Source organism: Holospora undulata HU1, from assembly GCF_000388175.3.
GTDB lineage: Bacteria > Pseudomonadota > Alphaproteobacteria > Holosporales > Holosporaceae > Holospora > Holospora undulata_A.
In genome coordinates this window covers 1-1,065 of record NZ_ARPM03000194.1, presented here as the reverse complement: position 1 = coordinate 1,065, position 1,065 = coordinate 1, and the positions used below count along the sequence as shown (strand labels likewise).

Here is a 1,065-nt window from a genome sequence, read left to right as displayed (position 1 = left end):
GTGCGATCAGGTCACGGCCAACGCTCTGGAAAATAATTTTTGGTTTGTTATTCCCGCGCTTTTTGCCACATTAACAGCTGTGGAGGTTATAGACGGCGCTCAGCACGTTATGGATGAAGTTAATGAGGGGGACTACATTCAAGCTCTAGGCGTCGCGGCAAAGACGGGAATCAAGGCGCTTCCTGGAATGAAATTGCTAAAAACAGCAGTGGAGGCCGGAGAAACCGCTCAAGCTCTGGCAAACGGGTACCAAGAAGAAGGCGTAAAAGGTGCAGGAAAAGTTCTGGCAAAAGAGATTTTTGGGCAAAAAGTTGCAAAAGCCGTCGGAAGAGGGCTGAAAAAGCTGGAAAAAGCAGGAAAAAAAGCTGCCCAAGGAGCAAAAGCGCCCGCTCAAAATGTTTCTGAAGGGATTAAAGCCCCTGCTGAAAAAGTTTCTGGTGGGGAAAAAGTGCTTGCTCAGAAGGCTTCAAAGCAAGAATTTAAAAAAGAGATGAACCCCGAAAAACCTCCAGCACAGCGAAAGCACCTTCCAGAAGGAGCTGGCGGACAGGGCGGGATGTATGACGAAAAGCGAGTTCCAAAAATTGAAGAACAAGAAGTAATCGATCAGTACTTTACTCAGTATAAAGATGAAAAATTCAAGGTCGGGTTGTATGGCTCCTTAAAAAAAGATAAGAAAATTCTTCGTGAGGACGCAATTTTGCATCACGTGGGCACCCACGCCAACAACCGTCAGTTTATTTCTTTTGATATTCATAGAGATGCAGGGGTTTCTATATTAATTCCCAAATCTTGGCATGAATCTTTTGTTCATACAGCCAACACATATAAGTTTAATAATCTTCGAGAGGCGCTGTTTTGGTCTGTTCGAGATTTACGCAATTGTGCTTCTCGTATCGCTGACCCAGTTTTACAACAAGAAGTCCGTAAAGATCTTAACAAGTCTCTTTTAGAAGTTATTCGATTAAATAAAGAATATTTTTCAGAATATTTACAAAAAAATGTCACAAAATAACGGAGGAATACTATGAGAAAAAATGATATACCTTTAAAAACAGATTATAC

At 41.7% G+C, this 1,065-nt stretch carries 1 protein-coding gene; it reads left to right on the top strand.

Annotated elements, in window-relative coordinates; translation table 11 throughout:
- The coding region (locus K737_RS10140) for a hypothetical protein (RefSeq protein ID WP_006300824.1) at nucleotides 1-1,015 on the top strand (1,015 nt) is incomplete at its 5' end.
- Between the last annotated feature and the right edge of the window lie 50 nt (nucleotides 1,016-1,065).